Raw genomic sequence first — 26,104 nt, forward strand, 5'->3', positions numbered from 1 at the left:
GAACCGCTTTCGCGCCAACCTTGTAGGTTCCGCTTTACGGTTATCGCGCGCAAGGCGCGCTCCCACAGGATCTGTAGTCATGATCGATCTGGTCGGCTTCGACGGCGACGACACGCTCTGGCGCAGCCAGGAGTTCTACGACGACGCACAGGCGGCCTTCGAAGGCATCCTCGGTCGTTACGTGGATCTGACGGCCGATGGCCTGCGCGCGTCGCTCCTGGCGACCGAGCGCGGTAACATCGCGCTGTTCGGCTACGGCGCCAAGGGCATGGCCCTCTCGATGATCGAGTCGGCCATCGAGCTGACCGATGGCCGGATCGAGGCGCGGGATATCCACCGTATCGTGCGGCTGGCCAAGGACGTGCTGAGCCATCCTGTCGATTTGCTGCCGGGTATCCGTGAGGCCGTGGAGGCCGTGGCGGCCCACCATCGCGTGGTGCTGATCACCAAGGGCGACCTTTTCCACCAGGAGGCCAAGGTGGCGCGCTGCGGGCTGGCCGACATCTTCCACCGGATCGAGATCGTCTCGGAGAAGGACACGGCAACCTATACGCGCCTGTTCCGGGAGTTCGAGCTCACGCCGGACCGCTTCGCCATGGTCGGCAACTCGCTGAAATCCGACATCGCCCCGGTGGTCGCACTTGGCGGCTGGGGCGTCTACATGCCGTATCACAGCACCTGGGCACACGAAATGGTGGCCGATTTCGCCATGGGCGACCGGGTGATCGAGGTCGCCGGCGCTGAAGGCATCCCGGCCGCCATCGCCACGATGCACGGCCACGCCCTGTAGGAACGTCCATCGCGCGCAAGGCGCGCTCCTACATTCCACGCCAATTTCGCGTGGTTGCCGCGAAGCTGCCCGGTGAAACAAACGGGAGGCAGGCACGTGGATTCGAGGTTGAAGATGGGATGGCGGGTGGTCCGAACCACCATAAAGGGGTTCAGTGACGATGAGCTGATGACGCGGGCCGCCGCCCTCGCCTTCTACTCCGCGTTGTCCTTCGCGCCGCTGCTCGTGCTGTTGCTCTGGGTGGTCGCTTCACTGCGCCCCGAGTGGCAGGCGCAGCTGATCGACAGCCTGACCGGTCTGGTGGGCTCCCGCGCCTCGGATGCCGTGAAGCTCGTCATCGAGAACGCCAAGCAGAAGCCCAATGTCGGCAGCATGGCGGGGGTGATCGGCCTTGGCGTCACGCTGATCGGCGCTTCCGCCGTATTCGCCCAGTTGCAGGGCGCGCTCAACCGGGTCTGGAGCCTGCAGCCACGCCCCGGCAAAGCCTCGCACGCGATTCTGACCTGGCTGCGGGCCCGGCTGCACGCGCTCGGCCTGCTGCTGTCGCTGGCCTTCCTGCTGGTGATCTCCTTCTCGGCCAGCGCGATGATCGCGGTCTTCGTCCGTGGCGGCACCACCGGCTGGCATGTGCTGGAGACGGCGATCTCGCTGGCTGTGTTCGTCGTCATCTTCGGCGCCATCTATAAGGTGCTGCCGGACGCGATCATCGAATGGCGCGACGCGGTCATCGGCGCCAGCCTGACCGCCCTGCTTTTCGTCGTCGGCAAGTTCGCGATCGGTATCTACCTGGAGCGCAGCAATGTGGGCGGCCCGTACGGGCCCGCCGGCAGCGTCGTCGTGTTGCTGGTGTGGGTCTATTACTCGGCGCTGATCCTGTTGCTCGGGGCCGAACTGACCGAAGCGGTCGCGGAGGCCCGGGGCACGCCGATTAAACCGCGGCCATACGCGATGTCCACCAGAACGGTTCCGGAGGGCGGGATTGACCCCTCCATCACGAGGCCAGCGGTATCCCTGTCGCAGCCCCAGAGAGAGGACAGGTTATGAAGAACCATTTGCTCGCCGCCGCCATGTTCGTTGTCGCCACGGGCGCCGCCGTTTCCGCCCCGCCGGCCGATGCCCAGACGCGTCGCAGCCAGCATCAGGTCTGCCGCGACGTCCAGACCAAGGAGATCCAGTCCAAGGATGACAATCGCCTGATCGGCACCGGCGTTGGCGCCGTGGCTGGCGGCCTGCTCGGCCATCAGGTCGGTGGCGGCAAGGGCAAGACCCTTGCCACCGTCGGTGGTGCCGTCGCCGGCGGCTACGTCGGCAATCAGGTCCAGAAGAACCACCAGAACAAGAACGCCCAGTACGAAACCCACCGCGAGTGCCACTGGGTCAACGACTGATCGTGTAAGCCAGACCCGCAAGGGCCGGTCTTATAGGGAGGGCGCCACCGAGCGCCCTCCCTGCTTTCCGGAGGCTCCATGCGCAACGCCGATCCTGCCCGCCGCCGCTTCCTGGGCGTCTTCGCCGCCACCGTCGCGGCATCCGCTTCCCTGCCCTTCCTCTTCCGCGCCACGCGCCCTGCGATGGCTGCCGACGCCCCGCCGTCCCCGGGTGGCACGGTGACGATCGACGAATTCGCCGCCGACAAGAAGCCGCTGGGAGCGAAGGTCGAGGCGCGCGTGGTGCTGACCGACGACCAGTGGAAAGCCAAGCTCAGCAGCAAGTCGTATTACATCACCCGGCACGAGGGTACCGAGCCGGCATATACCGGTGAGAACTGGGACCGGCATGACAACGGTATCTACCGTTGCATCGGCTGCGACACGGCGCTCTACGACTCGGCGACGAAGTTCGAGTCGGGCACGGGTTGGCCGAGTTTCTGGCAGCCGATTTCGAAGCGGAACATCGTTCAGAAAACCGACCGCAGCCTGATCGAGGAGCGGATCGAAGTGAAGTGCGCGCGGTGCGATGCCCACCTGGGCCACGTGTTCGACGATGGCCCGGACCCGACGGGGCTGCGGTACTGCATGAATGCCGGGGCGATGCGGTTCGCCGCCGTGACTGCCTGAGTGCGTACGTCAGGCATACCGGCTTGGTGGGAGCCGGCCCGCGCTGGCGAATACAACGAAAAGGGCCGCCTTTCGGCGGCCCTCTTTTTAATCAGCCACCCCGTGGCGGCATCGGTGTCAGCTGGAATTCCTTCGGCGGCGTTTCCCCCTTGAGGTAACGCACGAAGTAATCCCAACGGCGGCGTGTCATGTACGTCGTCGCGTCACCGTAACCGTGATGCGCGTTCGGGATCATGACGAGGTCGAAATCCTTGTTCGCCTTGATCAGCGCATCGACCACCAGCAGCGACTCGTACGGCGGGACGTTATCGTCGAACGTACCGTGCGCGATCATCAGGTGACCCTTCAGACCCGAGACCCACTTCTGGTTGGCCTGGTCGTCGTAATTGCTCTTGCCGTCCTTGTCGGTAACCAGAAGACCCTGCCACTTCTCGGCCCAGTCGTCTTCGTAGTTGCGGTTGTCGTGATTGCCCGACTCCGAGATACCGACCTTGAACACGTCGCCATAGCGGAACATCGCGGTCGCCGTGGCGTTTCCGCCGCCGGAGTGACCCCAGATACCCACGCGGTCGCCGTCCAGCCACGAGTACTTCTGCACCAGCTGCTTTACCGCCAGCACCTGATCCGGCAGCGTGTTGTCGCCGATGTTCTGGAAATAGGCGTCGTGGAAGGCCTTCGAGCGCCACGGCGTACCCATGCCATCGACGGCCACCACGACAAAGCCCAGTTCAGCCAGCGCCTGGTTGTCACCGTGTGCGGGGGCGAAGCTGCGCGTGCGCACCGAGCCGGTCTGCGGACCCGGATAGATGTAGACGATCAGCGGGTATTTCTTCGACGGATCGAACTTCGATGGCTTGAACATCTGACCGTAGAGATCGGTCTTGCCGTCACGTGCCTTCACCGTGAACGCGGTGGGTGGCACCCAGCCGATCGCCTTGAGACGCGAGATGTCCGCGCGTGCCACTTCCTTCACCGTGGCACCCGTGTCGGCACGACGCACCACCGCTATCGGCGGCGTGTCGATCGTCGAATACGAGTCGAAGAAGTACGTGCCGTCCTTCGACAGCGAGACGCTGTGATCGGCGTTTTCCGGCGTCAGCAGAGTCAGGCCCTTGCCATCGAAGCCCACCTTGTAGAACTGCTGGTAGTACGGATCGACGCCCTTCTCGCGGCCGACGCCACGGAACCAGATCGTCTTCGTTTTCGGATCGATGCGCAGCACTTCGGTGACGTTCCAGTCGCCCTTCGTGATCTGCGACTCGAGCTTGCCCGTCTTCAGGCTGTACATGTAGAGGTGACCCCAGTTGCTCCGCTCGGAGAACCAGATCACCTGGTCGGTCTCGGGCACGTACTGCCAGTTGGCCATGCCGTTGCCGCTTTCGTAATACGTCTTGGCCTTTTCCTCGAACACCGTGCGCACGTCGCCGGTCTCCGGGTTGGCGACACGGAACCACTCATGCGTGTGGTCGCGCGAGGTGGAGACAAACGCGATGCTCCTGCCGTCGGCGGACCAACGCACGTCGTCCCACACGCCCGGGCTGCACGACACGTCGTCGCACAAGGTCGAGCGGTGCTGATCGGCGGGCATCTTAAAACGGACGACCTTCTTCGAAGGCACGTCGATCACGACGCGCTCGATCATGGTCACGTCCTTGTCGCCCGGCAGCGGATACTTCCAGGTATCGACCTTCGGATGTCCGACATTGGTGCTGACCAGGGTCATCTCACCTGTTTTGCGCTGGTCCTGCTGGAACGTGGCGATCTTCTTCGAGTCCGGCGACCAGACGAGGATCGCCTCGTCGGTGTGCTTCCAGCCGGCATTGTCGGTGGCGTAACCGAAGTCCTTGATCCCGTCGGTGGTCAGCTGGGTCTCGGCACCGCTGGCCAGGTCGCGCGTCCACAGGTTCCAGTCGCGGATGAAGGCTTCGGACTTGCCGTCCGGCGACTTCAGGCCCGGCTCTTCGCCGTAGGCCTTGCCGTTGGCGTCTTTCCTGACTGCCGCCAGCTCGCACTTGCCGATGGCCTTGTCGCAGCTGTAGTTCTTGCCGCGCGACGTAATGTCGAGGCCGTCGTCAGGGCGCACCGTGAAGGCGCTGACCGGGAGCTTGCCCGCATCGACCTTCTTGCCGGTGCTGGTACTCAGAGCCGCCGCCACCTTGTCGCGATCGAACGCGCGTGATGCCTGACCCGTGGCCGCATTCACCGTGATGAACTGATCGCCGTCCTTGTCGTGGTCGCGATACCAGAAGTGGCCGTCATCGATCCAGGTGACGCGCTGGACCGAGTGGTCCACCAGGGTGGCCGCGTTGCCGAGGAAGGAATCGGCGCGCTTGTAATCGTCCGTGGTAACGGTCTGGGCCGAGGCGGAAGCCCCGATCAGTCCGAGGAGGACGGCGCCGGAAAGCGCCGCGTTGCGTTTGGTCGACATGTGGGGTCCCCATGACAGCGACAACGGCGCAGGGCGCGCCGCGAACCGGACGAGGCTAGCCGCCGCCGGGGCGCCCGGCGTATGCCATAGGTCATGGGCCCGGGCCGCCGCGCGCCCTCAGTGGCCGCGGGGACCGGCCCGGAAGCGCCTGCCCTGCCGCTCCACCATGGCGAGGGCCACGCCGTCGGGCAGCAGTTTGAAAAGGGTCTTGATGACGCGATTGACCCAGCCATTCACGTAAACCGCCGTGCCCGAGTCAACGGCATCCAGCCCCTGGCGGGCCACGGTCGCCGCATCCATCCACAGATACGACGGCATTTTCGACACCAGCTCGCGGGAACCGGTGACGTCGTGGAACTCCGAATACGTGAAGCCGGGACAGACGGCCGTGGCGTGCACGCCGGTGCCCTTGCCCTCCAGCGCCAGCGACTGGGAGAACTTGATCATGTAGGCCTTGGAGGCCGCATAGAGGGTATGCCCCGCCGACCCGGGCACATGACCGGCCAGCGAGGCGACATTGACGATGCGGCCGTAGCCACGCGCTTTCATGCCCGGCAGGAGGCGCCAGGCAAGCTCCGTGGGTGCGGTCATCAGCACCTGGATAAACGCGGCATGCGCCGTCCAGGGCTGCTCTTCGAAATACCCCGTGACGCCATAGCCCGCGTTGTTGATCAGCACATCGATCGTGAGGCCTTGCGCCTCGAGCGCGGCGACCAGTGCCTCGGGGCCGTCCGTCCGCGCGAGGTCGAGCGGCGCGACGATCGCCTCGACGCCGTAGCTGTCACGCAGCTCGGTGGCGAGTTTTTCCAGCCGGTCAGCACGACGCGCCGTGAGGACCAGATCGTGTCCGCGTTTCGCGAGTTCCCGGGCAAAGGCCTCACCGATGCCAGCGGATGCGCCGGTGACCAGCGCGCGACGTTTGGATGCCATGGAAAGTATTTCCTCGATGCACTACAGCGCTGAAGTATGCGCCACGCTTAGATGAACGGAGCCCACGTGTGTTGATGTATGCGACGCGACTTTCACGACTCCGTGCACCCCCGGAACGCGAAGCTTGTGTTCCCGAAACGACTCGACCCGAGTCACCCCAAGGAGCCCAGACGATGACCAGCACCGACCACGATATCAAGGTTCTCAACAACCTTATCGAAACCACCATCGACAGCGCCGAGGGCTACGGCGAAGCCGCTAAGGATGCCGAGAATACGCGCTACGCCGCGACCTTCCAGGCCCGCGCTTCCGAGCGCCGCCAGGTGACGCAGCGTCTGCAGCAGCAGGTCCGTTCGCTCGGCGGCACGCCGGAAGACGACGGCACCGTGCTGGCCAAGGCGCATCGCATGTTCGTTGAACTGCGCGCCAAGATGAGCTCGAAGGACGACACCGCGATCGTCGACGAAGTCGAGCGTGGCGAAGACCACATCAAGGCGAAGTACGAAGACGCCCTGAAGGACACCGAGATCACTGCGGGCACGCGTTCGCTGATCAACGAGGCTTATGTCTCGGTGAAGAGCGGCCATGACCAGATGCGCGATCTGAAGCACGCGCTGCACGGCACGAACTGATTTCGCTGAAAGTTGAATGATGAAGGGCGGAGCTTTGGCTTCGCCCTTTTTTTTGGGAGCGAAGCCGTTGAGGCAGGGGCGCCGTCGGGTGCCCTGCTCTTCGCTAAGTCCTCCTTCGGCCTTCGCCTACGTGCGGAATCGCTCTGAGCACGACACCCGACGGCACCCACCCACTCATGAGGTTTCTTGGATGCAAAGCCACAAGCGCAAGTAAAACGACCTCATGTGTCGCGCGATGCATTGACGACTTCCCAAGAGCTGCAGGTGCTGCCAGAGCGCCCACGCCGCGGCGCTCTGCTCGACTCGCTCTGCTCGGCCGGCAATTTACGGTCACGCCGCGAGGGAGTCGTCGGCTGCCGTTCTTGGAGCGCTTCCGCACGTAGGCGAAGGCCGAAGGAGGACCTAGCGACAAGAATGGCAGCCGACGGCTCCCTTGCCTCGGTCCCTTGCCTCGGTCCCTTGCCTCGGTCCCTTGCCTCGGTCCCTTGCCTCGGAGCGGCGTTGCAGCCCCGAGGCCGAAGCCAACCGTTACCGCGAAGAACCGGCGTCGTCTTCGTTCATCAGCGCGTTGATCTGGCTCTTGTGCGCTTCGTAGAAAGCCACGTTCTTCTGGTTGACCTTCTTCTGGTCGACGTACGCGGACATCTGCGGGTTGCTCTTCGCTTCGGAGGCGATGGCCGCATTGGTGACGGCGAGGTTCGCCAGCAGGAACTCACGCGGGGTGAAACCGTATTTCTTGATCAGCGGCGCGATCCGCGGATCGGCATTGGTCACCTGGGCGGCCAGATCGTCGAGCGAATGGATCTTCGAGAAATCCGTCTTTGCGTCCTTTGGCTTGATGCCCTGCGCCTTGGCTTCCTGCGAGACCTTGACGATGCGGTTGAACACGTCGTCGTTGAGGTCGTAGTTCTGGATGGCCTGCTTGTCGGCAGCCGGGATCTGCGAAGCCGGGTTGGCCGCGGGCGCCGGAGCGGCTTCCTGGGCGAACGTTGAAACGGGGACCACCGAGGCGGTCGCCAGCAGCGCGGCAAGGATATAGCGAGACTTCACGGGCAACTCCTTCAGGTTCGGGTTCGTGCTGGACGGTAAAACAGCTTAAGGCGCCGGATGTTACGTATGCGTCGGCGGCGTTGCGTTTTCTTCAGGAATCTTCGGGGCGTTCCAGCCCATGACGTTGTAGAGGCTATAACGCCAGACCCCGACGTATTCGTGGATCGCAAAGTCGGCGAACGACAGATTTTCCGACGTCGGCAGCCAGTCGTAGCGGGCGGTCACGTAATCGCCACGGACCGGTTCGCCATGAATGGCGAAATGTGAGAAATAGAGCATCGCCCGACGCAGGTGCACCGCCGACGAGACGAGCACGACCTTGTCCGCGCCGTAGGACACCAGCAACGGCTTACTGAACTGGGCGTTCTGGAAGGTGTTCATGCTCTGCGCTTCGAGCATGAGATCCGCACGCGGCACGCCGAGGCGATCCAGGCTGATCGCGTAAACGTCGGCTTCGGCCTGTTTCAGATGCATCGCATCGCCGCCACTGACCTCGACCTTGCAGTCCGCACCCGTCGCCTTGCACGCGCGATACAACTCGGCGGCGCGCAGGATGCGTCCGTTGGCGTAGAGGCTCGGCTCGATCCCCCCTGCTCCGCTACGGACGGTCCCGGCACCGAGCAGGATGATGACGTTGCGCTGGCCCCACTGGGTGACGTCGGGCGCATAACCGGACTGCAGGTTGCTCAACAGCATGCCGGTCAAAGGCCCGCAGCCGGCGAAGAACAGCCACGCGATCGCCAGCAGCATGAAGACGCGGCCGCTCAGGCGCCGGCGAAAACGCATCAGCACGAGGGCGATGACGAGGAGGAGCAGGAAGAGGGTCAGGGTCATGGGGCCGAGCGTAGCAAAGGCCGGTAACAATTGTGACCGCAAGTACGTCGCGCGCGGGGCGCGCTCCTACGGGACGCCCAGAGCCTTTTCGAGACAGGTGACGAGGGTGTCGCCGACGAAGGGTTTGCCGAGGTAGCAGAAGGCGCCGGCGGCCATGACGCTGTCGCGTACGTGGTCATCCTGAAACCCGGATACGAAGACGATGGGGTAGGTCCTGCCCCGCTCCAGGAGACGACGCTGCAATACGGTGCCGTCGATGCCGGGCATGTGGACATCGGTCACGAGACAGTCGACCCCGTCGTCGCCGCCGGGCCGGAGAAAATCCTCCGCCGAGGCGAACCCACGCGCTTCGTGCCCCAGCGCGCGGACCAGACTCACGGTGGCGAGACGCACCGCTTCGTCGTCATCCACGATCGCGACGATCCTGTTTCCGGCCAAGCTGGAACCCTCCGGGGCGCTGAGTGACGCTGGCTACAGTGCGCCCGCGCGCAGCCAGTGGGAATCATACGGAGGTGTGTGCACCCAGCGCTTCGGACATCTTGACCAGTTCCGCCAACGATCGTGCCGCCATCTTGCGCATCACGTTGCCGCGGTGGATCTTCACCGTAATCTCGGACAGACCCAGCAAGGCGCCCACCTGCTTGTTCATCAGGCCCGTGGTCACGTGCCCCATGACCTCACGCTCGCGCGGCGTCAGCGACGCGTACGCCTGACGCAGCGTGTGCAGGGCATCGGCATCGCGACGGCCCGAGGCATCCCGCTCGATCGCGTTGGTCACGGCGTCCAGCATGTCCTGGTCACGGAACGGCTTGGCCAGGAAGTCGAGCGCGCCGGCTTTCATCGCACGCACCGACATCGGAATATCGCCGTAGCCAGTCATGAAGACGATCGGCAGGGGGTTTTCCATCGCCAGCAGCTGGGTCTGGAAGTCCAGTCCGCTGACACCGGGCAGACGCACGTCGAGCACCAGGCAGCCCGGCGCATCCGCGTTGTCGCGGGCGAGGAAATCGGCGGCGCTGCCGAACGTGGCGACGGTGAGGCCGACGGAGCGGAACAGGGACGACAAGGCCTCGCGGATCGAGGCATCGTCGTCGACGATGCAGACGATAGGGGTCCGCGCGGCGTTGGCCACGGGCAAGCGGGTCATGCGCGCACCTCCTCGACTACCGCGACGGGCAACGTGAAATGGAAGATCGCTCCCCCCTCGGAGCGGTTGGTCGCCCACAGGCGCCCGCCATGAGACTCGACGGTCGTGCGGCAAATGGCAAGCCCCATGCCCATGCCGCCACCGCGCGTGGTCACGAAGGCGTCGAACAGGTGGGGAGCGATGTGCTCGGGAATACCCGTGCCGCTGTCCTCGACCTCCACCAGCAGGCCCTCGGCGGACGCCCGCCCGCGGATCAGCAGGACGCGTGGCCGGTACACGGCGGACATGGCGCGGATGGCGTTGCCCATCAGGTTCACCACCACCTGCTGCAGCTGCACGCGATCGCCGCGCGGCATGGGCGCGTCGCGCGCGATGTCCACCTCGAGCACGATGTGGTGCTGGGTCAGTTCACCCTCGAGCAGCCGCGCGCTCTCATTAATCAGCGCGCCGAGATCGAAGTGCACGTGCTGTCGCGGTTCCTTGCTGGCCAGACTGCGGACGCGGTGCACCACTTCACCGGCGCGTCGTGCGTCATGCACCACGCGCTCGATGGCGTCGCAGGCTTCGGTGAGGTCGGGTTCGGGGCGCCGCAACCAGCGAAGAGCAGCCTCCCCGAGCGTGACGATGGCACCGAGCGGCTGGTTCACCTCGTGGGCAATCGACGCACTCATCTCACCCAGCGCCGTGACGCGCGCGGCCTGCGCCAGCTCGGCCTGCATCGAGATCAGCGCCCGCTCGGCGCGCTTGCGGTCGCTGATATCCACGACGCTGACCAGCACGCGGTCATAGCGCGAGGTACCGAGCGGCATGCTCAGGGCGAAGAGCACCGTCAGGCGCTCGCCCTTGAGGTTGACCATGTGCGTTTCGCCTTCGGCCAGTCCATTGCCCTCCAGGACGGTGAGCAGGACCTGACCGAACGTGCGATCGGTAGCGGGCAGAAACCGGTCGAGCGGACCGATCAGCTGGTCGCGGCTATGCGCACCCAGCATGCGCAGCGTCGCCTCGTTGATATCGGTGACGCGCACCAGACCGGCGGCTTCCCGGATGAATTCCGGATGGGCCTCCAGGTAGGAGGCCAGCTCGACCACGCCCTGCTCGCGCAGTTCGGCGAGACGCTCCACTACCAGGGTGTAATCCTCTTCCCAGAGTGAAAAGCGGGCGGTGTCGAAGATGCCCCGGTAGCGACGTTCACTGTCCACCAGCGCCGCATCCGCGGCCCGGCGTGCGGTCACGTCGGTGCCCGCCTCGAGGATCATCCGCGGCGCACCGCGCTCGTCGCGCAGCAGGGCACAGCGTACGGAGACGATGACCACACGGCCCTCGCGATGCTCCTGAATCAGCTCACCCTCCCAGCGACCATCCCGGAACAGCGCAGCGTCGGCCTTGACGCGATCGCCGGCGAAGGCGGTGGCCAGCAGTTCGCTGGCCCGTCGTCCCAGTGCCTCGTTCGCCGTCCAGCCGTAGAGCTGCTCGGCACCCGCATTCCAGAGCACGATCACGTCGTCCATGTCACGGACGAAGATGGAATCGTGGGTCAGCTCGATCAGGCGCGCCTGTCCCGCGATCGTCACCATGCGTTCGCGGTTGCGCAGGGCCAGCACGGCCGTTGTCGCGATGGCGGCGAGGCTGACGGCGCAGCGCATGGCCGGTTCCAGCGTCGGCACCCCATGCACACGCAGGAAGGCCAGCGTGGTCAGGAGCATGCATGCCACCGCCGAGCCGATGATGGCGCGACGACTGCCCGTGGCGGCCATGATCAGCACCACCACGAGGTACACGACCGCGACGGCCCCCTGCAGCGAAGTGAAGCTGTCGACGAGGAAGACGCACAGGGCCAGCGCCGCTCCCGCGACTACCAGCAGCGCGGCCGCGCCCCTGCGCGGCTGCGCGACGGTGGCGTAGGCACGACTGTGCAAAGGCCTGTTCAGGGACATGGGCTCGGGTTCTGGCCTGGCGACGTAGACAGATTCGGCCGCGATCGTGTCCGAACGGGGTCAGGACGTCTTGCACGCCGGTGATGGTTTTTGACCGTTACGGCACAACCGCTACAAGAAAGCGCACGTGTCGATCGGTTAACCCTTTGGTATGGGACCGTACGACCGAATGTAGAATTCTGTCGACCCCCACTTCGCGCCTAGGCTGTCAGGGTGGGCGAATGGCCCATGCCACGTTCGACATGGAGCCTACGATGCGATTTGAGACCGAAGCCTTCGCCGGGACCGCCAGCCTCCGCGCCGTCGATCCGTCCGTCGCCCACCTGCTCGAGCAGGCCCTGACCGCCGTCGAAACCGATCTGGCCACGACCCGTGCCTGCGTCGCCCAGGTGGCGGCCCTTCTGGAACGCGAGGAGAAAGCCCGTCCGGCCACTCGGACCGTGCCGGCGGACCCGGTGGTTCGTCGCCGCGTCGGTGCGGGCCTGGCACCGTGGCAGGCAAGACGCGTCTCCGCCCATGTGAACGACAATCTCGGCTTCCCGATCACCATCGATCAGCTCGCGGGCATCGCCGGTCTGTCGAGCAGTTATTTCTGTCGCGCCTTCAAGGACACCTTTGGCGATCCGCCGCATGCGTACATCATGCGTCGCCGCGTCGAACGGGCGCAGAGCCTGATGCTGCAGACCCGCGAGCCGCTCAGCCAGATCGCGCTGGCCTGCGGTCTCTCCGACCAGGCGCATCTGTGCAACCTGTTCCGCCGCCTGGTCGGGCAAAGCCCGAGCCACTGGCGGCGGTCGCGCTGGCAGGAAGCCTGAGCCTCAGCCGAAAAGTTTTGCGGCCACTTCGGCGATGTGCTTGCCCTGGAAACGTGCGCCGGCCAGTTCGTTTTCGCTCGGCTGACGGGAACCGTCGCTCGCGGCGAGGGTCGTAGCGCCGTAGGGACTGCCGCCGGTCACCTCGTCCAGCTTCAGCTGGCCCTGGAAACTGTAGGGAAGGCCCACGGGAATCATGCCCAGGTGCAACAGATTGGTGATGATCGAGAACAAGGTCGTTTCCTGACCGCCATGCTGGGACGCCGTGGACGCGAACGCGCCGCCGACTTTGCCGTTGAGCGCGCCACGTGCCCAGAGCGGGCCGGTCTGATCGAGGAACGCGGCCATCTGCGAGGTGATCCGGCCGTACCGGGTACCCGTGCCGACGATGATGGCGTCGTACGACTCCAGCTCATCCACGCGGGCGATGGGCGCGGGCTGGTCGAGCTTGAAATGGGCGTTGCGGGCCACGTCTTCGGGCACGGTTTCCGGCACGCGCTTGATATCGACATGGGCACCGGCTTCACGGGCGCCTTCGGCCACCGCGTTGGCCATTTTTTCGATATGACCGTACGTGGAGTAATAAAGAACGAGGACCTTCGCCACGGTGGATCTCCTCTTTTGAAAGCATCGGGAATGACAAGGTAGGCACGCTGGCGTTTACGCCGCGTATCGGCGACGTCCCGCCAACGCATCGAGGTTAGTCGCATGTCGTACGCACGCATTGTCGATATCCGCTCCGCGCCGGGCCCCGCGCGCAAATCCCACGCCTGGCAGGTGCTGCGTGAAGCGGCCCGGCTCGAGCCCGACGAAGATGCCCGGATCGCGTGGTATCGCGAGGACCCGATCGGTGTGCTGGGTCGTGAGACCGCCGAAGCGCTGGTCGCTTCCGGAAGGTATGAGGAGGTGCTCGCGTTTCTGCGGGGTGTGCGGCGGGATCTTGGCCTTGAAGCACCGCACGGGTTCGGGGCGTTTTAGGAGGCTGGCGGAACCACCTCGCGCTAAAGTGGGCCAACCAGGGACGCCGGACCACCACCGTGTCGATCGAAGAAGCGACCACCCCCAGCCGCCACGAGCCACTGACCGCCGAGCGCGCCTACGAGCTCTACTGGGCCGACCTGCTCGGCGACGCGCCCACCTTTTTCTGCGTGGGCCACGCCTGCACGGCCCAGCTGATCTGCGCCTGCCTCGACAAAGCCGAGCAGAACCTGCGCATTCGCCCCTATTTCCGCTCACGTCGCATCGAAGACCACGCGGCGAGCTGCGAAGTCGCCCACCCGGCGAACGAGACGAACAAAGAAAAGCGCCCCGACATCTTCGAGGCCGAACGCCCCGCCGATCATTTCCGCCGCCTCCCCGCCGTTACCGCCCCATCCGCGGAAAGCGCCCCGGCCCGTGCAGGAGCCAGCCCCGCCGGCGATCCCGCGGCAGCGAACGCGACGCCCCGTGGCCCACGCCCCGGCGTCACACCCCGCCCCAGCCACTACTACCGACTCTCCTCGCTCGTCCAGAAATTCCTCGAGCACCGTCGCGACAAAGACCTCGCCGAGGCCGAAGTGGAGATCGGTGGAGAGACCACCACCTACGAGGCGCTGTTCCGCAACGTCTTTCGCCAGAAAGCCGCCGAGCTGACCGGAACCCGTGCGGTCTGGTGGGGCACCGCATCGCTGCGGGCCACCCGGGAAGGCGGGTACTACCTCCGCTTCTCGCGCCCCTTCCGGCACGGCGACCAGGAACTGCGCCCGACCATCACGCTCACCGCGAAGGACATCGACGCCTATCCTGTGCGCAAGCTGCTTCGGGCGCGCCTGGACAAGCTCATCGCCGAGGCCGATGGCTATTGCGTGGTCTTCGTCTGGGCGAAGCCCTGGATGCCGAAGGATGCCGAAAAACCGTTCGTCCGCTTCTACGTCAACAATCTCGACCATATCGACGTACGCGGCCCGGAGATTCTCGAGGAACTGAAGAACACCTCCCGGGTCGGTAACGGCTAAGATGCCGCATGGCCCGAAAACGACGCTTCCGCCTCCCCTTCGTGCGACACCCGCACGACGCATCGCATGAATTCGACGACGCCAGTTACGACGGTGGCGTGTCGGGCGGCGCGTACCTGCGACATGTGGTCGTGGTCGCCGCTCTGATAGCCATCGTCGCGGCGATCCTGCGCTGGGTGATGTGACGCGCACTGCCCGTATGGACCGCGGCGCCCCTTCGGTCACGAAAGGTAGATACGCCCCTCCGAGGGACGCAACGGACCTTGCCGGATATCGCCATGGGTCGACAGCACGGCGCGGCCGGCGGGCTCGTCGATCGGGAGAACGGCTGGAACCTCCGTGAAGTTCAGGCACACCACGATGCTCTCGTCGCCATCCACTCGTTCATACGCCAGCGCCTGATCGCTGACACCGAGAATGCGGACACTGCCGATGCTCAATGCGCGTGAGGCACGTCGCATCCACAGCAGCGATCGATACAACGACCAGATCGACGAGGGATCGGCAGCCTCGGTTTCCACATTGCGGCTTGCGACGTCGTCGCCGAGCCGAAGCCATGGTGTGCCGTCGGAAAAACCCGCCCCGGGTGCCGGCGTCCAGCGCATCGGGGTCCGCTGCGGGTCCCGGCCAAGCCCCTTGTCCGGCTCATTGATCTCGAACGGATCACGGACCTCGGCGCGCGGAATGGCTACGTCACGCATACCGATCTCGTCGCCGTAATAGAGCGTCGGGGTACCGCGCAGCGTCAGAAGGAGCATCGCCGCGACACGCGCCTGCGCGTCGCCGACGCGCGAAGCGATACGCGGCTTATCGTGATTGCCGAGCACCCAGTTCGGCCAGCCACCGGGAGGCAGGGCCGCTTCGTAACGCTCCACCAGCGATCCGATGGTACGCGCGTCCCACGCGGCGCCGATCAGCAGAAAATTGAAGGGCAGATTCGCGCCCTGCAACCGGTCGCCGTAGTAGGCGACGATGCGTTCCAGCGGAAGGTACAACTCGCCGATCAGTACGCGGTCGGGAAACTCATCGACGACGGCGCGCATCGCCGCGACCACGTCCATCGTTTCGGGCAGGTCCGCGATATGGGTCGGCAGAAAACGGTTGGCCTCGGAATCGATACCGTCGCGGTAGGCCGGATTGAGAGGATTGTCGCGGAATTCGGCGTCCTTCATCACGTGGTAAAGCACGTCGACGCGGAAGCCGTCCACACCACGCCGCAACCAGAACCGCATCGACTCGAACATGGCCTCGCGCAGCGCGGGGTGTCGCCAGTTGAGATCGGGCTGCTTGTCGAGGAAGAGATGCAGGTAGTACTGGCCCGTGCCTTCATCGAAGGTCCACGCACTGCCGCCGAAGTTCGACAGCCAGTTGTTCGGTGGACCGCCGTCGGGCGCGGGGTCGCGCCAGAGATACCAGTCACGGAACGCGCTGTCGCGCGAACGCCGGCTTTCACGAAACCAGGGATGCTCATCCGAGCTGTGATTGGGTACGAAATCGAGGATGATCTTCAGGCCCAGCGCATGGGCGTCGGCGATGACCGCATCCATCCGTTCGATGTCGCCGAACAGCGGGTCCACGCCGCGGTAATCACTCACGTCGTAGCCGAAATCGGCCATGGGCGAGGGATACATCGGCGAGATCCAGATGGCATCGATACCGAGGTCGGCAAGATAAGGGAGTTTGCCGCGGAGGCCGTCGAGATCGCCGATGCCGTCGCCGTTGGCATCGGCGAACGAGCGGGGATACACCTGGTAGATGACGCCGTTGCGCCACCATGAACGATCGGGCATGCGGTTTCCTCGGAGCGTCGCCAACAGGGTTGCCCCCAGCGGGGCGGGAGCGCCGCCAGCAGGCTGGCTGTCGGCGATGGCTGAGCCTCGCCAATCCGTTGTGTAGGAAACGCCTTCACACGTCCCCCCGTACGCTCTCGCGAACCCGAAGCCGCGAGTGCCGTCATGATCAACGACCTCTGGTACAAAAACGCCGTGATCTACTGCCTGTCCGTGGGCAGTTTCCAGGACTCCAACGGCGACGGCATCGGCGACTTTCAGGGTCTGAGCCGGCGACTGGATTACCTGCAGGGGCTGGGCGTCACCGCCGTCTGGCTGATGCCCTTCCAGACCTCGCCGTTGCGCGACGGCGGTTACGACATCGCCGACTATTACAACGTGGATCCGCGCTACGGCACGCTGGGTGACTTCGTCGAGTTCACCCATGCGGCGCGGCAACGCGGCATGCGCGTGCTGATCGATCTCGTGGTGAACCACACCTCGGACAAACACCCGTGGTTTCGCGAGGCCTGCCGCGACCCCTCGTCGAAGTACCGCGACTGGTATGTCTGGTCGAAGACGAAGCCGGCCACCGCGGATGAGGGCATGGTCTTCCCGGGAGTGCAGAAGAGCACCTGGACCTATGACAAGCGCGCGAAGGCCTGGTACTTCCACCGCTTCTACGATTTCCAGCCCGACCTCAACACCGCCAACCCGTATGTGCAGGCCGAGATCCTCAAGATCATGGGCTTCTGGACGCAGCTGGGTGTGTCGGGCTTCCGGATGGACGCGGTGCCCTTCGTCATCGCCACCAAAGGCGCCGACGTCAAGAAGCCGAAGGAGCAGTTCGACATGCTGCGTTCCTTCCGCGAACTGCTGCAGTGGCGGCAGGGCGACGCCATCATCCTTGCCGAAGCCAACGTGCTGCCCAAGGACGACCTGGAGTATTTCGGCGACGACGGCGACCGTCTGCAGATGATGTTCAACTTCCAGGTCAACCAGAATCTGTTTTATGCGCTGGCGGCGGCGGATGTGCGCCCCCTGGTCAAGGCGCTGGAAAAAACCAAACCACGACCGTCGACCGGTCAGTGGGCGCTGTTCCTGCGCAATCACGACGAGCTCGATCTGGGCCGGTTGACGAAGGCGCAGCAGGCGCGGGTCTTCGCCGAGTTCGGTCCCGACAAGGACATGCAGCTTTATGACCGCGGCATCCGCCGACGCCTGGCGCCGATGCTGCGCAACGACCGTCGCCGGCTCGAGCTCGCTTACTCGCTGATGCTCACGCTCCCCGGCACGCCGGTCATCCGCTATGGCGACGAGATCGGCATGGGCGACGATCTTTCGTTGCCCGAGCGCGAGTGCGCGCGCACGCCGATGCAATGGTCGACGGAACGGCTTGCCGGGTTCACCGACGCGAAGCGTGCCGTCGGCAAGGTCATCAGCGACGGGCCCTTCGGCTACCCGCACGTCAATGTCGCCGAGCAGCGCCGTGACCCCGGCTCCCTGCTCAACTGGATGGAACGCGTCATCCGCATGCGCAAGGAGGTGCTGGAGGTGTCGTGGGGTGACTTCGAGGTCATGCCGCTGGATGACGACGCGATCCTGATGATCCGTTACACATGGCGGGGCAACAGCGTGGTGTTCCTGCACAACATGTCGGACGCGCCGTGCGAGGCGGTGTTCCCGCTGGACGATCGCCTGACCAACCTGCTGTCGGACGATCACAGCGAGCAGGACCCGAACGGCCGCCATCGGATCCTGCTCGAGCCATACGGTTACCGGTGGTTCCGCGAGGGCGGACTGGGCTACATCCTCAAGCGCAAGGAAGTCGACGGCGTCTGAAAATCACCGGCGCGCTTATGAAAAATGAAGGGCTACCTCTAATGGGGGTAGGGAGGCGGTCCTTGCGTGCGCAATCCTTGGGTGGCCATCCGATATCGAAGGGGATCGGCCATGTACCGCGCCGAATCTGTCACCGCCAGCTGTCGTCCACGTACCGCCACGATCATCGTGGATCCGGTGCGCCGTTCGGCTGCCCTCGAACATCGTGGCGCGTCGGCGGCACACGGACGCGTCGACGATCTTCGCAACCGCGACCAGCTGACCGAGATCCATATCGACGCCGTCGACGGGCAGGATGACGATCTGCTGCTCATCTACCGCCCCACCCGCCCGGCCGATACCGAAAACGGGGGAGCGATCCTGTTCCGCTGCCAGACCGATGGAGTGATCCCCCACGGTCACCCGCCCGCGGTGCGCACGCTCGCGCAGGTGCTGTTCGACGGGCTCCGTGCCGAGGCGCCGAACGCTCCTCTGCTGGCGCATGTCGCCCTGGCGTTGCGCGCCATTCTGCCCTGCGCCGGCCCGCGAGCCGAAGCGGGCGCCGCGCGCGGCGGCCTGGCCGGCTGGCAGGAACGACGCGCCACCGCCTTCATGGAAGAGCGCCTCGACCAGTCGTTCCCGGTGTCCGCCGTCGCCGACGCCTGCGGGCTTTCGGTCAATCATTTTTCGCGCGCCTTCCGCCGGAGCCTGGGCAAGCCGCCGCATCGCTGGCTGCTGGACCGCCGGATCGACCGCGCGCGGGAGTTGCTCCGGGCGACCGCCATGTCGCTGGCCGACATCGCCCTGGCCTGTGGCTTCGCCGAGCAGAGCCACTTCACCCGGGTGTTTACCAGGACGGTAGGCATGCCACCGGGCGCGTGGCGCCGGAACGTCGACTGAGTCCGCGCCGCCGCCGGACGGAATCGACAAACACATGCGGTTTCAGTCAATCCATGGCGTCATTCCATGAGTATCCTTGCGCCGGGCAGAAGGCAGGACACTTCATCATGACCGTGCGATCCATCCGCCCATGAGCGGCCGCAACGACACGCCCACCGCCGTGGATCTGGGGCGGCGCCTGATGCTGGCCGGCTCCCGGCTTCGCGACGCCGTGGGCCGGCGCGCCCAGCGCGAGTTCGGCATCACGGCATTGCAGAGCGACATGCTGCTGTTGATGGCCACGCGCGGCAGCATGATCTCCACCGAACTGGCGGGCGCCTGCGGGGTCAACGCCAGTACCGTCACCCATGCCGTGGACGCCTGCATCGAGCGCGGCCTGCTGCGGCGCGACCGCAACGAGGCCGACCGCCGGCTGGTCAACATCGTGCTGACGGTGGCGGGCAAGCGCATGGCGGAGCGGGTTCGTGCGCTGATCGCCGACCTCGCCCGCACGGCGCTGGAGGGCGTCGGTCATCCGGATCTGGCTGTCCTGGCCGAAAGCCTGGCTCAGGTGATCAAAAACCTGGAACGTCCGTCCTGAGTCGTCAGCGCCTGACGCCCGCCCAGACCAGGTGCAGGCCGAAGGCGGTGAAGATCGCGCCCGCACCGCCGTCGATCCAGCGGCCGGCCCGCACGTAGGCCCGGCGCATGGCGGGCATCGCGAAGATCGCCGCCACCAGCCCGAACCACAGCACGGTCTCGGCCGTCACCATCGCCCATAGGCCCCACCGCGCCGCGCCACTCATGCCATCGCCCACGAAGGCGGAGAAGATCGACGCGAAGTACACAGCCGCCTTGGGGTTGGCCAGATTGGTCGCCAGGCCGCGCATCAGGGCCCGCCCGGGGCTGGAGCCACGGACATCGACCACGGGCACGGCGGCGTCGGAGGGTGCCTTCCACGACGCGCGCAGCATTTGCAGTCCCATCCAGCACAGATAAGCGCCGCCGAGAATGGCGATTCCCCGTTCCAGCCACGCCAGCCGGTGCAGGAGCAGCTGCAGGCCGAGCAAGGCCAGCGCGGCCCACACCGCCACCCCAAGGGCGATGCCGATCACACCGGCAAAGGCCTCACGCCGCGAACGACTGGCGGCGAGCTGGGAGACGAAGAAAAAATCGGGCCCCGGCGTGATCAGGGCGACGATCTGCACGATCGCTATGGTGAGAAACAGATTCATGCCTCCGAGATTACCCGTCTTCACCCCAATTTCGCACTGTACCTTGCCCCACGAGACCACCTCCCGTAACCTCGCGTTTTTACAAGCGGTCACGGGGCTACCCCCGGCCTTCATAGGGGTAAGTCGCGATGCTGGGTCTGTTCGGCCACGTTTTGTTTGGCCTGTTCGGGTTGGCGGTGCTCATCGGCATCGCTTTCTGCTTTTCGAATAACAAGCGTGTGGTCGACTGGAAGCTGGTCGCCACCGGCGTCGCCCTGCAGATCGCCTTCGCCGCCATCGTGCTCAAGGTGCCGCTGGGTCGCGACGTGTTCGACGCGATCGCCACGGGCTTCGTGCATCTGCTGGATTACGTCGACGTCGGCTCGCGCTTCATCTTCGGCAGCCTGCTGGACAGCTCAAAGTTCGGCGTGATCTTCGCCGTCAAGGTGCTGCCCACCATCGTCTTCTTCGCCGCCCTCACCGGCATCCTGTACCACATCGGCGTGATGCAGCAGATCGTCAAGGGCATGGCCTGGGTGATCACCAAGGTGATGCGCGTGTCCGGCGCCGAGACCACCAGCGTCTGCGCCAGCGTGTTCATCGGCCAGACCGAAGCCCCGCTGACCATCAAGCCGTACATCGAGCGGATGACCCAGGCGGAGCTGATGACCGTCATGATCGGCGGCATGGCGCACATCGCCGGCTCCGTCATGGCCGCCTACGTGGCGATGCTCGGCGGCGACGATCCGGCGCAGCGCATGTTCTATGCGAAGCATCTGCTGACCGCCAGCGTGATGGCCGCCCCGGCCACCATGGTGCTGGCCAAGATCCTGGTCCCCGAGACCCAGGAGCCGCTCACCCGCGGCACGGTCAAGATCGACGTCGAGAAAACCACCGCGAACGTCATCGACGCGGCGGCCACCGGCGCGGGCGACGGCCTCAAGCTGGCCATGAACGTCGGCGCCATGCTGCTCGCCTTCATCGCCCTGATCGCCCTGGTCAACGGCCCGGTGCAGTGGCTCGGCACGGTCGGCGGCGACCACAGCCTCAACACCTGGCTGACCGTTCACAGCGGCCACGAGATCAAGCTCAGCCTCGAGACCATCTTCGGCTGGGTGCTCTCCCCGGTCGCCTGGCTGATCGGCGTGCCTTGGCAGGACGCGACCCTGGTCGGCAGCTTCATCGGCCAGAAGGTGGTCATCAACGAATTCGTGGCCTATGCGGATCTGGCGAAGCATCTGCCGGACCTGCTGCCGGAGAGCCGCCTCATCGCGACGTACGCGCTCTGCGGTTTCGCCAACTTCTCGTCCATCGCCATTCAGATCGGCGGCATCGGTGGCCTCGCCCCGAACCGTCGCGGCGACCTTGCCCGCCTCGGCCTGCGCGCCGTGCTGGGTGGTTCCATCGCCACGTTCATGACGGCGACCATCGCCGGCGTGCTCGAGCGATTCTGAGGCGTGTCGTCGGTACGCTTGCTCGTTGTCGGCGGTTACAGCGAGGAAGAGCGCTGGCAGACGCCAGCCCTTCCCCGCTCTGGCGAGCCTGCCTATGCCGACAGCTTCGAGCGTCGTCCGGGCGGCAAGGCCTTTCACCAGGCGGTCGCCGCGTCGCAGGCCGGTGTGTCGACGGGACTGATCGCCGCCATTGGTGACGACGTCATCGATCCCTCGGGGCTTCCGCCGCTGGTCGATGCGCGCTGGCAGTCGACGACCGGTGTGCGCACCGGGCGTACGGCCCTCATTGTCGATGCGAAAGGCCAGACCTTGTCCGCGCTGTCGTCGGGCGCCAATGACCATCTGTCGATGGCGTTCGTCGCGGCGCAGAAGGATCTGTTCGAAGGCGCGAAGATCCTCCTGGCTTCGACCGAAGCCAATATCGACACCATTGCCGCGACGCTGGACCTCGCGGGCGCGCACCGGCTCATCCGTATTCTCGATCCGGGCCCGCTGCCGCCGGGTCTGTCGGTACGCGAGTTCGCCAGCACCGATATCCTTCTGCTGAGCCTGCATGAATTCGCGCGGTGCTGCGGACGGTTTCTGTCGATCGACATCACCGCGAGTGCGGTGACCGGCATGGACGACACGACGATCAACGCCCTCGCCCGACGCCTTTGCGCGGGCACCGTGGTGGTGTCGCTGGACAAGAGCTGCCTGGTGTCGCACGGCAGCGATCGTTATGGCGATCAGGCGGATCTTTACCGCGTGCCGACCTGTGGCACCGGGGATGCGTTCAAGGGAACGCTGGCGGCACGGCTGGTGGATGCGCCGTGTTTTCGGGATGCGTTGATGGCCGCCTGCGCGGCTTAGGCTTGCTGCAGAGAAGCCCCTAGGTACTCATCCGAAAGGATGTTGTCGTCCGAAGGAATCTCGCGTGCGGATGCCGCGCAAATCGCCTCGAACTCTCGCATCCTTACATCGTCAATAAGACCAGCCTTATGGAAGGCCAGCATGTCTTTACGTGCGGATTCGATGATCTTGCTTGTCACAGCCAACCTCCAGTAGTGAACCTTCCTTAAGAGCCTGCGCGACCGCTTTCGTCGACATGGATAAAACGGTGTAACCGAGACACTGAAGCGCTCTCTTCTCCGAAGACGTGACGTTCGGCACATCGCTCTTCAGGAAGCCATGCAGGAAAACGTATCGCGAACCCATCTGTGCTGCCAACAGCGTGCGGTAGCCACCACGCTTTCCACCACCTTCGCGAGCGATACGCTTTTTATAAAGCGCGCCGCCCAGATCGGCGTCCACCAAGCCGCGCTCCATTTCGCCGATGGCCTGACACAGAGCTGCGTCGTCGAGATGATGACGCCTTTGCCAACGTGCGAAGTCCCTTCGCTTGAGGACATTCATCCTTAGAGAGTTCCTGAAGTTTACCCATCACGGGCACGCTTCTCCACCCTAACGACCTCGCTCGTGGCTGCTCAGCCGTCAACGTCGCGGTGAGGCGTGGGTATCCACGTATATGCTTGTCATACAACCGACGGTCATTGTCGGATGGCCAAAATGCTCCTATCCGGAACACAAAAAAACCCGCCGGTCTCTCGACCGGCGGGTCCGCCCCTCAGCTGAGGATCAACCGTTTTTCTTGAGCCACGCTTCCACGGCCGGGATGCGCTGCGTCAGTACCTGATTGCGATAACGGACACCGGCGATCGCCGTGTCGGTGTCGCGGCGCGAGCTGGCGGCGATGCTCTTGTCCGCGAACGCCTTGATCCTGTCGGCCAGAGCGAGGTCGGACGAGCCAGCGGTCAGCATCGGGTAGAAACGCGTTGCCGACGTGGAATCGACGAGCTTGTCCACGGCATCCTTGTGCGCCACGGCGAAGTCGAACGCGAGTTCCGGATGCCGACGCGAGACGCCGGAGATGAGTGCCGCGCTGTTGGTCTGACCGGCTTCGCCGGTGAGGGCGAGGTCGAGCGCGCGCTGCGCCAGCGCGTCGTCGACGGGGTCGGCCAGCAGGCCATACAGGCGATCTTTCACCAGCGGGGATTTCTCCGCCTTCGCCTGTTCGTGCAGCTTGTCCCACGTCGCGGCGTCCGCGTTGGTCGCGACCACGGCAAGGATGGTCTTGCGCAACTCGGGCGGGATCTCGTTCGTCTCGTAGCGACGGCGCGCCTCGGCGATCACCTTCGCATCGCCCAGGTTGCCCAGGCTGCCGATCAGGTGAGCGCGGAGGTTGGCGACGGGCGCCTCTTCACCCGCCTTCGCCTCCCAGCCGACCTGAGCCAGCTTGGGCGAGAGCCGCGCGCTGGCGAACCTGCGCAGGGCGGCACGGCCCCTGGCGTTGTTCTTGAAGTAGCTGTCCAGCGAGGTGAAGTCGGTGGCGATGTCGTCCCAGAGGAAGGGCGAGGCATCCAGCGGCGTCGCCTTGATCAGGTCGAGCACGTCGGACGCTGGCTGAAGGCCAGCCATGCCGAGTGCCCACACATCGGAGGTGATGCCCAGCTGGTCGATGGGATCCAGCTTCGTAAACGCGTTCTTCAGGGCCGTGAACTGCGCCGGTGCATACAAGGTACGGAAGTAAGCGGTCTGACCCGCATTGACCAGGACCGGACCGCAACCGGCGACCGTGACGGAGCCCGAACCGTTCTCGAGCAAGGTCGTGGACGGTGCGCCGCCGACGGTCTTCGCGATCACAGGCACATGCCAGAGCAGCGGCTTCTTGTCGGGCCGGTCACGGGTGAACTCGCCCTGCGAGAGTTTGAGCGTGGTCGAACCCGCGGCGCACGATACGGACTCGACACGCACGAGCGGAATACCCGGTTGCAACGTGAAGTCATGCGCGATCGTGCTGACCGGCTTGCCGGCCGCGGCGTCGATCTCTTTCCAGAGGTCATCCGACACCGTGTTCTGGTACGCATGTGCCTTGATATAGGACTGCACGCCCTTCTGCCACGTGTCGGCACCGACGTAGGCTTCGAGCATGCGAATCACCGATTCACCCTTGGAATACGTGATCGAATCGAAGGCCTGACTGGCCTGTTCGACCGTGTCGATCTTCTGCACGACCGGATGCGTGGTGGCGATCGCATCGCGGCCCATCGCCTGTTCGCGGATCGAAATGGCGTCGAGGTTCGTGTGCCACTCCGGGTGCAGACGCTCCGTGGTACGCGACGCCATCCACGACGCGAAGCCTTCGTTGAGCCACAGGTCGTCCCACCAGTTCATCGTGACGAGATCGCCGAACCACTGGTGAGCCATCTCGTGAGCGGCCGTGTTGAACACTTCTTCCTTGTCGGCCTGCGTGGAGATCGACGGGTCGAGCAGCAGCGCATACTCGAACGTGTAGATCGCACCCCAGTTCTCCATCGCCCCGAAGAACTGGCTCTGACCCGGCGACGCGATATTGTCGAGCTTCGGCAGCGGATACGGCACGCCGAAATACCCGTTGTATTCGTGCAGAACGGCCTTGGCCGAGTCGAGCGTGAACTGCGCCTGCGAGGTCAGGCCTTTCTGCGTGATCACACCGATCTCGACACCGTCGCTCATCGTGGTGGCGCGATCGAACTCGCCCACTCCGAAGAACAGCAGGTACGTCGACATTTTCGGCGTCTGCGCGAAGGTCACCTTCTGCAGGCCGTTGCCGACGTCTTTGCTCGTGGCGACCGGCATGTTGTTGACCGCCATGTCGGCCGACGGCACCGTGGCCGTGAGCGTAAAGGTGGCCTTGTACGCCGGCTCATCCCACGAAGGAATGAAGCGACGGGCATCGGAGTTCTCGAACTGCGTGTAGAGCGCGCGCTTCTTGCCCGACGTCCGGGTGTCGTAATCGATCGCGAAGAGACCGTTGGGCTGCGTACCGATCTTTCCCGTGTAATCCATCGACAGCGTATAGCTGCCGGCCGGTACGGCGTGATCGAAGGTGAAGGTCGCGGTCTGCGCATCGGCATTGATGGCGACCTTCGGCGCGGCGAACGTCACCTTGCCCTTGACCGGCGCCAGGGTGACGTTGGCGAACGCCATGTCCACCGCGTTGAGCGTGATCGACGTGGTGGGCTCGAGCACGTCGACCGTGATGGCGACCTTGCCGTCGAAGGCGAGCTTGTCGGCATGCGGCACCACGGCTACATCGTAGTGCGACGGGCGCACGCTGCGGGGCAGCTGGGTGGTGGCGAGATGGCTGCTGTCGGCGGCTGGGGCGGCCGCGACGACGACGGAGAGACCGGCGAGCGCGAAGGCGATCGCGCTGACGAGGGGAGTGCGCATGCGGGGGAGACCCTGGATTCGGTCCGCCGATGGTGGGCGCGTGTCAGTGCGGGGAGAAGCGCCGGAAGTCATGGACGCGGAAAATAGACGCCCAGGCCTTTCACCCGA

General features: G+C 65.1%; 26 protein-coding genes and 1 pseudogene. 14 read left to right on the forward strand and 13 right to left on the reverse strand.

The features are described from left to right. Window positions 1-79: 79 nt before the first annotated feature. From J2X57_RS10260 to msrB, 4 genes are all read left to right on the forward strand, one after another. On the forward strand, window positions 80-790 hold the full coding sequence (locus tag J2X57_RS10260; RefSeq protein ID WP_309866649.1) for an HAD family hydrolase: 711 nt from the start codon (window positions 80-82) through the stop codon (window positions 788-790). Between the two features lie 96 nt (window positions 791-886). Next, window positions 887-1,834, forward strand: coding sequence for a YihY/virulence factor BrkB family protein (locus J2X57_RS10265; RefSeq protein ID WP_309866653.1), 948 nt, complete (start codon window positions 887-889; stop codon window positions 1,832-1,834). Beyond that, a complete protein-coding gene (locus tag J2X57_RS10270; protein WP_309866656.1) occupies window positions 1,831-2,178 on the forward strand; it encodes a glycine zipper 2TM domain-containing protein in 348 nt (115 codons plus the stop codon). The genes J2X57_RS10265 and J2X57_RS10270 overlap by 4 nt, the downstream gene beginning before the upstream one ends. A 78-nt stretch (window positions 2,179-2,256) precedes the next feature. After that, a complete protein-coding gene (gene msrB / locus J2X57_RS10275; protein WP_036115988.1) occupies window positions 2,257-2,847 on the forward strand; it encodes a peptide-methionine (R)-S-oxide reductase MsrB in 591 nt (196 codons plus the stop codon). Window positions 2,848-2,938: 91 nt separating this feature from the next. Here msrB and J2X57_RS10280 read toward each other — a convergent pair whose 3' ends face one another. Together J2X57_RS10280 and J2X57_RS10285 are read right to left on the reverse strand one after the other, a co-directional pair. After that, a complete protein-coding gene (locus tag J2X57_RS10280; RefSeq protein WP_309866659.1) occupies window positions 2,939-5,275 on the reverse strand; it encodes a DPP IV N-terminal domain-containing protein in 2,337 nt (778 codons plus the stop codon). A gap of 117 nt (window positions 5,276-5,392) precedes the next feature. Further along, complete coding sequence (locus J2X57_RS10285; RefSeq protein WP_309866662.1) at window positions 5,393-6,205, reverse strand: SDR family oxidoreductase; 813 nt, start codon at window positions 6,203-6,205, stop codon at window positions 5,393-5,395. A 173-nt stretch (window positions 6,206-6,378) separates the two neighbouring features. On the opposite strand from J2X57_RS10285, the gene J2X57_RS10290 reads away from it, so the two are divergent. Continuing rightward, on the forward strand, window positions 6,379-6,837 hold the full coding sequence (locus J2X57_RS10290) for a PA2169 family four-helix-bundle protein (protein ID WP_036115995.1): 459 nt from the start codon (window positions 6,379-6,381) through the stop codon (window positions 6,835-6,837). Window positions 6,838-7,365: 528 nt separating this feature from the next. Here J2X57_RS10290 and J2X57_RS10295 read toward each other — a convergent pair. The 5 genes from J2X57_RS10295 to J2X57_RS10315 all read right to left on the reverse strand — a co-directional run bounded on the left by J2X57_RS10295 (window position 7,366) and on the right by J2X57_RS10315 (window position 11,802). Next, window positions 7,366-7,887, reverse strand: a complete 522-nt coding sequence (locus J2X57_RS10295; protein ID WP_309866668.1) for a hypothetical protein — start codon at window positions 7,885-7,887, stop codon at window positions 7,366-7,368. A gap of 60 nt (window positions 7,888-7,947) precedes the next feature. Continuing rightward, complete coding sequence (locus tag J2X57_RS10300; protein ID WP_309866670.1) at window positions 7,948-8,721, reverse strand: YdcF family protein; 774 nt, start codon at window positions 8,719-8,721, stop codon at window positions 7,948-7,950. Between the two features lie 66 nt (window positions 8,722-8,787). Further along, on the reverse strand, window positions 8,788-9,159 hold the full coding sequence (locus J2X57_RS10305; RefSeq protein ID WP_079521745.1) for a response regulator: 372 nt from the start codon (window positions 9,157-9,159) through the stop codon (window positions 8,788-8,790). Between the two features lie 64 nt (window positions 9,160-9,223). Next, window positions 9,224-9,868, reverse strand: a complete 645-nt coding sequence (locus tag J2X57_RS10310) for a response regulator transcription factor (protein ID WP_036116004.1) — start codon at window positions 9,866-9,868, stop codon at window positions 9,224-9,226. Further along, a complete protein-coding gene (locus tag J2X57_RS10315; RefSeq protein WP_309866674.1) occupies window positions 9,865-11,802 on the reverse strand; it encodes an ATP-binding protein in 1,938 nt (645 codons plus the stop codon). Before J2X57_RS10315 ends, J2X57_RS10310 begins: the two co-directional genes overlap by 4 nt. Window positions 11,803-12,056: 254 nt before the next feature. Here J2X57_RS10315 and J2X57_RS10320 point away from each other — a divergent pair, with 254 nt between their 5' ends. Further along, the gene (locus J2X57_RS10320; protein WP_308846102.1) at window positions 12,057-12,617 is read left to right on the forward strand and encodes an AraC family transcriptional regulator; all 561 of its coding nucleotides are present in this window, start codon (window positions 12,057-12,059) and stop codon (window positions 12,615-12,617) included. A gap of 3 nt (window positions 12,618-12,620) precedes the next feature. Here J2X57_RS10320 and wrbA read toward each other — a convergent pair whose 3' ends face one another. Then, window positions 12,621-13,220, reverse strand: a complete 600-nt coding sequence (gene wrbA, locus J2X57_RS10325) for an NAD(P)H:quinone oxidoreductase (protein WP_036116006.1) — start codon at window positions 13,218-13,220, stop codon at window positions 12,621-12,623. A 102-nt stretch (window positions 13,221-13,322) separates the two neighbouring features. Between wrbA and J2X57_RS10330 the strand changes: the two genes are divergently transcribed. From J2X57_RS10330 to J2X57_RS10340, 3 genes are read left to right on the forward strand one after another with little or no spacing between them, the layout of a single operon-like run. Further along, on the forward strand, window positions 13,323-13,592 hold the full coding sequence (locus J2X57_RS10330) for a hypothetical protein (RefSeq protein ID WP_043692255.1): 270 nt from the start codon (window positions 13,323-13,325) through the stop codon (window positions 13,590-13,592). Between the two features lie 59 nt (window positions 13,593-13,651). Then, window positions 13,652-14,608, forward strand: coding sequence for a hypothetical protein (locus J2X57_RS10335; protein ID WP_309866681.1), 957 nt, complete (start codon window positions 13,652-13,654; stop codon window positions 14,606-14,608). An 8-nt stretch (window positions 14,609-14,616) separates the two neighbouring features. Next, complete coding sequence (locus tag J2X57_RS10340) at window positions 14,617-14,793, forward strand: hypothetical protein (protein WP_156108800.1); 177 nt, start codon at window positions 14,617-14,619, stop codon at window positions 14,791-14,793. 36 nt (window positions 14,794-14,829) lie between these two features. Here J2X57_RS10340 and J2X57_RS10345 read toward each other — a convergent pair whose 3' ends face one another. Then, on the reverse strand, window positions 14,830-16,398 hold the full coding sequence (locus tag J2X57_RS10345; protein WP_309866684.1) for an alpha-amylase family glycosyl hydrolase: 1,569 nt from the start codon (window positions 16,396-16,398) through the stop codon (window positions 14,830-14,832). Window positions 16,399-16,563: 165 nt separating this feature from the next. Here J2X57_RS10345 and J2X57_RS10350 point away from each other — a divergent pair, with 165 nt between their 5' ends. From J2X57_RS10350 to J2X57_RS10360, 3 genes are all read left to right on the forward strand, one after another. Next, window positions 16,564-18,219 (forward strand): alpha-amylase family protein, encoded by a 1,656-nt coding sequence (locus J2X57_RS10350; RefSeq protein WP_309866688.1) that lies wholly within the window; start codon window positions 16,564-16,566, stop codon window positions 18,217-18,219. A 111-nt stretch (window positions 18,220-18,330) separates the two neighbouring features. Beyond that, window positions 18,331-19,098, forward strand: coding sequence for an AraC family transcriptional regulator (locus J2X57_RS10355; RefSeq protein ID WP_051943987.1), 768 nt, complete (start codon window positions 18,331-18,333; stop codon window positions 19,096-19,098). A 130-nt stretch (window positions 19,099-19,228) separates the two neighbouring features. After that, window positions 19,229-19,678 carry a MarR family transcriptional regulator gene (locus J2X57_RS10360; protein ID WP_308846108.1) on the forward strand — a complete coding sequence of 150 codons (450 nt, stop codon included), beginning with the start codon at window positions 19,229-19,231 and terminating at the stop codon, window positions 19,676-19,678. 4 nt (window positions 19,679-19,682) lie between these two features. On the opposite strand, the gene J2X57_RS10365 is transcribed toward J2X57_RS10360, so the two are convergent. Then, window positions 19,683-20,312 carry a LysE family transporter gene (locus J2X57_RS10365; RefSeq protein ID WP_308846109.1) on the reverse strand — a complete coding sequence of 210 codons (630 nt, stop codon included), beginning with the start codon at window positions 20,310-20,312 and terminating at the stop codon, window positions 19,683-19,685. Window positions 20,313-20,440: 128 nt separating this feature from the next. Here J2X57_RS10365 and J2X57_RS10370 point away from each other — a divergent pair, with 128 nt between their 5' ends. Both J2X57_RS10370 and J2X57_RS10375 read left to right on the forward strand, forming a co-directional pair. Next, the gene (locus J2X57_RS10370; RefSeq protein WP_036116018.1) at window positions 20,441-21,745 is read left to right on the forward strand and encodes a nucleoside transporter C-terminal domain-containing protein; all 1,305 of its coding nucleotides are present in this window, start codon (window positions 20,441-20,443) and stop codon (window positions 21,743-21,745) included. A 3-nt stretch (window positions 21,746-21,748) separates the two neighbouring features. Then, complete coding sequence (locus tag J2X57_RS10375) at window positions 21,749-22,597, forward strand: PfkB family carbohydrate kinase (RefSeq protein ID WP_036116020.1); 849 nt, start codon at window positions 21,749-21,751, stop codon at window positions 22,595-22,597. Between the two features lie 77 nt (window positions 22,598-22,674). On the opposite strand, the pseudogene J2X57_RS10380 reads toward J2X57_RS10375, so the two are convergent. From J2X57_RS10380 to J2X57_RS10390, 3 genes and pseudogenes are all read right to left on the reverse strand, one after another. Beyond that, window positions 22,675-22,776: pseudogene (locus tag J2X57_RS10380) on the reverse strand (transcriptional regulator); the annotation flags it as partial. Then, the gene (locus J2X57_RS10385; protein WP_036116022.1) at window positions 22,745-23,140 is read right to left on the reverse strand and encodes a type II toxin-antitoxin system RelE/ParE family toxin; all 396 of its coding nucleotides are present in this window, start codon (window positions 23,138-23,140) and stop codon (window positions 22,745-22,747) included. The pseudogene J2X57_RS10380 and the gene J2X57_RS10385, both read right to left, overlap by 32 nt. Before the next feature lie 222 nt (window positions 23,141-23,362). Then, complete coding sequence (locus tag J2X57_RS10390; RefSeq protein WP_309866698.1) at window positions 23,363-25,996, reverse strand: M1 family metallopeptidase; 2,634 nt, start codon at window positions 25,994-25,996, stop codon at window positions 23,363-23,365. Window positions 25,997-26,104: the final 108 nt, after the last annotated feature.

Source organism: Luteibacter sp. 1214 (assembly GCF_031455395.1).
Classification (GTDB): Bacteria; Pseudomonadota; Gammaproteobacteria; order Xanthomonadales; family Rhodanobacteraceae; genus Luteibacter; species Luteibacter mycovicinus.

Coding starts and splice junctions, on each gene's coding strand:
- J2X57_RS10260 (WP_309866649.1), top strand. CDS start 80: ATGATCGATCTGGTCGGCTTCGACGGCGACGACACGCTCTGGCGCAGC.
- J2X57_RS10270 (WP_309866656.1), top strand. CDS start 1,831: ATGAAGAACCATTTGCTCGCCGCCGCCATGTTCGTTGTCGCCACGGGC.
- msrB (WP_036115988.1), top strand. CDS start 2,257: ATGCGCAACGCCGATCCTGCCCGCCGCCGCTTCCTGGGCGTCTTCGCC.
- J2X57_RS10280 (WP_309866659.1), bottom strand. CDS start 5,275: ATGTCGACCAAACGCAACGCGGCGCTTTCCGGCGCCGTCCTCCTCGGA.
- J2X57_RS10285 (WP_309866662.1), bottom strand. CDS start 6,205: ATGGCATCCAAACGTCGCGCGCTGGTCACCGGCGCATCCGCTGGCATC.
- J2X57_RS10290 (WP_036115995.1), top strand. CDS start 6,379: ATGACCAGCACCGACCACGATATCAAGGTTCTCAACAACCTTATCGAA.
- J2X57_RS10300 (WP_309866670.1), bottom strand. CDS start 8,721: ATGACCCTGACCCTCTTCCTGCTCCTCCTCGTCATCGCCCTCGTGCTG.
- J2X57_RS10310 (WP_036116004.1), bottom strand. CDS start 9,868: ATGACCCGCTTGCCCGTGGCCAACGCCGCGCGGACCCCTATCGTCTGC.
- J2X57_RS10315 (WP_309866674.1), bottom strand. CDS start 11,802: ATGTCCCTGAACAGGCCTTTGCACAGTCGTGCCTACGCCACCGTCGCG.
- J2X57_RS10320 (WP_308846102.1), top strand. CDS start 12,057: ATGCGATTTGAGACCGAAGCCTTCGCCGGGACCGCCAGCCTCCGCGCC.
- J2X57_RS10330 (WP_043692255.1), top strand. CDS start 13,323: ATGTCGTACGCACGCATTGTCGATATCCGCTCCGCGCCGGGCCCCGCG.
- J2X57_RS10340 (WP_156108800.1), top strand. CDS start 14,617: ATGGCCCGAAAACGACGCTTCCGCCTCCCCTTCGTGCGACACCCGCAC.
- J2X57_RS10345 (WP_309866684.1), bottom strand. CDS start 16,398: ATGCCCGATCGTTCATGGTGGCGCAACGGCGTCATCTACCAGGTGTAT.
- J2X57_RS10350 (WP_309866688.1), top strand. CDS start 16,564: ATGATCAACGACCTCTGGTACAAAAACGCCGTGATCTACTGCCTGTCC.
- J2X57_RS10355 (WP_051943987.1), top strand. CDS start 18,331: ATGTACCGCGCCGAATCTGTCACCGCCAGCTGTCGTCCACGTACCGCC.
- J2X57_RS10360 (WP_308846108.1), top strand. CDS start 19,229: ATGAGCGGCCGCAACGACACGCCCACCGCCGTGGATCTGGGGCGGCGC.
- J2X57_RS10365 (WP_308846109.1), bottom strand. CDS start 20,312: ATGAATCTGTTTCTCACCATAGCGATCGTGCAGATCGTCGCCCTGATC.
- J2X57_RS10370 (WP_036116018.1), top strand. CDS start 20,441: ATGCTGGGTCTGTTCGGCCACGTTTTGTTTGGCCTGTTCGGGTTGGCG.
- J2X57_RS10385 (WP_036116022.1), bottom strand. CDS start 23,140: ATGAATGTCCTCAAGCGAAGGGACTTCGCACGTTGGCAAAGGCGTCAT.
- J2X57_RS10390 (WP_309866698.1), bottom strand. CDS start 25,996: ATGCGCACTCCCCTCGTCAGCGCGATCGCCTTCGCGCTCGCCGGTCTC.